The organism is Agromyces humi (assembly GCF_009720255.1).
GTDB lineage: Bacteria > Actinomycetota > Actinomycetes > Actinomycetales > Microbacteriaceae > Agromyces > Agromyces humi.
This window is the reverse complement of sequence record NZ_WJSP02000322.1, coordinates 1-4260: the sequence shown is the minus strand read 5'-3', so window position 1 is coordinate 4260 and position 4260 is coordinate 1. Positions and strand designations below refer to the sequence as shown.

The window sequence follows — 4260 nt, the reverse complement described above, 5'->3', positions numbered from 1 at the left end:
GCCCCGCCCGTCCGCCGCGCCCCGCCTCCCGCCCGCACGGGCAGTGGAAGGTCGACGGCACCGCCCCGCTCAACCCGAACGAGGTGTGGAAGCAGGAGGACGGCGGCCTCGCCGTGCGCGAGCGCATCGAGTCGACCTACGCCGCCGGCGGGTTCGCGAGCATCGACCCGACCGACCTGCACGGCCGCTTCCGCTGGTGGGGCCTCTACACGCAGCGCAAGCCGGGCATCGACGGCGGCAAGACCGCCACGCTCGAGCCGCACGAGCTCGAGGACGAGTACTTCATGCTCCGCGTCCGCATCGACGGGGGGCAGTTGACGACCGAGCAGCTGCGGGTGATCGGCGGCATCTCCACCGAGTTCGGGCGCGACACGGCCGACCTCACCGACCGGCAGAACGTGCAACTGCACTGGGTGCGGGTCGAGGACGTGCCCGAGATCTGGCGCCGGCTCGAGTCCGTGGGCCTCTCGACCACCGAGGCGTGCGGCGACGTGCCGCGCGTGGTGCTCGGCTCGCCCGTCGCCGGCATCGCCGCCGACGAGCTCATCGACCCCACGCCCTCGATCGACGAGATCACGGCCCGCTACATCGGCGACCCCGAGCTCGCGAACCTGCCGCGCAAGTTCAAGACGGCGATCACGGGCCACCCCAGCCAGGACGTCGTGCACGAGATCAACGACGTCGCGTTCGTCGCCGTCGACCACCCCGAGCTCGGCATCGGCTACGACCTGTGGGTCGGCGGCGGCCTCTCGACGGCGGCGCACCTCGCCGTGCGCCTCGGCGCCTGGGTGGCGCCCGAGCAGGTGCCCGACGTGTGGCTCGGCGTCACGTCGATCTTCCGCGACTACGGCTACCGCCGCCTGCGCAACAAGGCCCGCCTCAAGTACCTCGTCGCCGACTGGGGCGCCGAGAAGTTCCGCGAGGTGCTCGAGACCGAGTACCTGGGCGCCGCGCTGCCCGACGGCCCTCCCGCGCCGAAGCCGCTCACGCAGGGCGACCACGTGGGCGTGCACCGCCAGAAGGACGGACGTTTCTACATCGGCGTCACCCCGTTCGTCGGGCGGGTGTCGGGGTCGATCCTCACCGCGATCGCCGACGTGCTCGAGCGTCACGGCTCGGGGCGCCTGCGCACGACGCCGCACCAGAAGCTCGTGCTCCTCGACATCGAGGAGGCCGACGTCGAGCAGGTCATCGCCGAGCTCGACGCCATCGGGCTGCAGGCGCGGCCGAGCCTCATCCGGCGCGGCACGATCGCCTGCACGGGCATCGAGTTCTGCAAGCTCGCCATCGTCGAGACGAAGCAGACCGCGACGAACGCGGTCATCGCCCTCGAGGAGCGGCTCGCCGGCATCGACCTGCCGCACCCGATCAGCCTGCACGTGAACGGATGCCCGAACTCGTGCGCCCGCATCCAGACCGCCGACATCGGGCTCAAGGGCCAGCTCCTCCCCGACGGCGACGGCGGCCAGACGCCGGGCTTCCAGGTGCACCTGGGTGGCGGGCTCGCCTCGGCCACCCGCGAGGAGGCCGGCACCGGTCGCACGGTGCGCGGCCTCAAGGTCACGGCCGACGGGCTCGCCGACTACGTGGAGCGCGTCGTGCGCCGCTTCCTCGCCGAGCGCGAGAGCGCCTCCGACGAGACGTTCGCCGAATGGGCGCACCGAGCCGACGAGGAGGCCCTGCAGTGAGCGTGTCCCTGGCACCGCGGGCCGCGACCCTGCGGTCGCACGACGAGCTGCGCGCCCTCGCCGAGGCGGGCGACGCCGAGCTCGGCAGCCTCACCGACCACGAGGCATCCGCCGCCGAGGTCATCGCGTGGGTTGCCCGCAACTTCGGGTCGGATGCCGCGGCCGTCGCCTGCTCGATGGCCGACGCCGTGCTGCCGCACGTGGTCGCGGCAGACCTGCCGGGCGTCGACGTGCTCTTCCTCGACACGGGCTACCACTTCACCGAGACCTACGTGACGCGCGACGAGGTCGCCCGCGCCCTCGACGTGCGCGTGGTCGACGTGCTGCCCGAGCAGACCGTGGCCCAGCAGGACGCCGAGTTCGGCGCCGAGCTGTTCGCCCGCGACCCCGGCCTCTGCTGCGCCCGCCGCAAGGTGGCTCCGCTGCAGCAGGCGCTGTCGGGCTACGAGGTGTGGTTCACGGGCGTGCGCCGCGAGGAGGCGCCGACCCGCACGAACACCCCCCTCGTGCAGTGGGACGAGCGCAACGGCCTCGTGAAGGTGAACCCCCTCGCGGCATGGACGTTCGACGAGCTCCTCGACCACGCGGGCGCCCACCAGGTGCCCGTGAACCTCCTGATGTCGCACGGCTACCCCTCGATCGGCTGCGAGCCGTGCACGAAGCCCGTCGCCGCGGGCGAGGACCCGAGGTCGGGCCGCTGGGCCGGCCTCGCCAAGACGGAATGCGGGCTGCACCTATGAGCGTCACCGACACCCTCGCACCGAGCACGCGCCTCGACGCGCTGGACACCCTCGAGGCCGAGTCGATCCACATCATCCGCGAGGTCGTCGCCGAGTTCGAGCGGCCCGTGCTGCTCTTCTCGGGCGGCAAGGACTCCGTCGTCGTGCTGCACCTGGCCGCGAAGGCGTTCTGGCCGGCGAAGGTGCCGTTCCCCGTGCTGCACGTCGACACGGGCCACAACTTCCCCGAGGTCATCGACTTCCGCGACCGCACGGTCGAGCGCCTGGGCCTGCGACTCGAGGTCGCCGCCGTGCAGGACTACCTCGACGACGGCCGCCTGCAGGAGCGCGCCGACGGCACCCGCAACCCGCTGCAGACGCAGCCGCTGCTCGACGCCATCGCCGCCGGCCGCCACGACGCCGTCTTCGGCGGCGCACGCCGCGACGAGGACAAGGCCCGCGCGAAGGAGCGCATCCTGAGCCTGCGCGACGAGTTCGGCCAGTGGGACCCGCGCAACCAGCGCCCCGAGCTCTGGGACCTCTACAACGGCCGGCACACCGTCGGCCAGCACGTGCGCGCCTTCCCGATCTCGAACTGGACCGAGCTCGACGTGTGGCGCTACATCGAGCGCGAGGGCATCGAGCTCCCGCCGCTGTACTACGCGCACGAGCGCGAGGTCTACCGGCGCGACGGCATGTGGCGCGCGGTCTCCGACGTCTCGCCCGCGCGGCCCGACGAGGTCGTCGAGCGTCGCACCGTGCGGTACCGCACGGTCGGCGACATGAGCTGCACGGGCGCGGTCGAATCGGATGCCGCATCCGTCGCCGACGTCGTCGCGGAGGTCGCCACGTCGACGCTCACCGAGCGCGGCGCGACCCGGGCCGACGACCGCATCTCGGAGGCCGCCATGGAGGACCGCAAGAAGGACGGGTACTTCTGATGAGCGACGCACGCGTGGGCGACGCCCTCTTCCGCTTCGCGACGGCCGGTTCGGTCGACGACGGCAAGTCCACCCTGGTGGGCCGCCTGCTGCACGACTCGAAGGCGATCCTCGCCGACCAGCTCGAGTCGGTCACCCGCACGTCGGCGGAGCGCGGCTTCGGCGGCGAGCCGGGCGCGATCGACTTCGCGCTGCTCACCGACGGCCTGCGCGCCGAGCGCGAGCAGGGCATCACGATCGACGTCGCCTACCGCTACTTCTCGACCGGTCGGCGGTCGTTCATCCTCGCCGACTGCCCCGGCCACGTGCAGTACACGCGCAACATGGTCACCGGCGCGACCACGGCGGACGCGGTCGTCGTGCTGGTCGACGCCCGCAACGGCGTGCTCGAGCAGACCCGGCGCCACCTCGCCGTGGTGCAGTTGCTGCGCGTGCCGCACGTCATCGTCGCGGTGAACAAGATCGACCTGCTCGGCTACTCCGAGGCGGCCTTCACGTCGGTGGCCGACGAGGTCACCACCCTCGCACGCGAGCTCGGCCTGCCCGAGGCGCACGTCATCCCCGTCTCGGCGCTGGCCGGCGACAACGTCGTCGACCGCTCGCCGAACACGCCCTGGTACGACGGCCCGAGCCTGCTCGAGCTGCTCGAGTCCCTGCCGTCGGTCGACGAGCTCGAGACCGAGCTCGAGGCGCTGCGGATGCCGGTGCAGCTCGTCATCCGGCCGCAGGGCGCGCTGGCACCCGACGTCGCCGACCCCGAGCGCTTCCGCGACTACCGTGCCTTCGCCGGACGTATCGCCTCGGGCACCGTGCGCCTCGGCGACCGGGTGCAGGTGTTCCCCGGCGGCGCGACCACCACCGTGACGGGCATCGACGCCGGCCCGCGTGAGCTCGACGCGGCATCCGCCCCGC

At 72.7% G+C, this 4260-nt stretch carries 4 protein-coding genes; all 4 read left to right on the top strand.

The genetic code is table 11. The features are described from left to right. On the top strand, window positions 1-1688 hold a 1688-nt coding region (locus GH736_RS18125), incomplete at its 5' end, for a nitrite/sulfite reductase (protein WP_159605826.1). Continuing rightward, on the top strand, window positions 1685-2428 hold the full coding sequence (locus GH736_RS18120; RefSeq protein WP_159605824.1) for a phosphoadenylyl-sulfate reductase: 744 nt from the start codon (window positions 1685-1687) through the stop codon (window positions 2426-2428). The genes GH736_RS18125 and GH736_RS18120, both read left to right, overlap by 4 nt. Further along, a complete protein-coding gene (gene cysD, locus GH736_RS18115; RefSeq protein WP_235934434.1) occupies window positions 2425-3348 on the top strand; it encodes a sulfate adenylyltransferase subunit CysD in 924 nt (307 codons plus the stop codon). Before GH736_RS18120 ends, cysD begins: the two co-directional genes overlap by 4 nt. Beyond that, the coding region (locus GH736_RS18110; protein WP_159605820.1) for a sulfate adenylyltransferase subunit 1 at window positions 3348-4260 on the top strand (913 nt) is incomplete at its 3' end. The genes cysD and GH736_RS18110, both read left to right, overlap by 1 nt.

Excerpts from the sequence above, each read along its gene's own strand:
- cysD (WP_235934434.1), top strand. The coding sequence starts at position 2,425 with ATGAGCGTCACCGACACCCTCGCACCGAGCACGCGCCTCGACGCGCTG.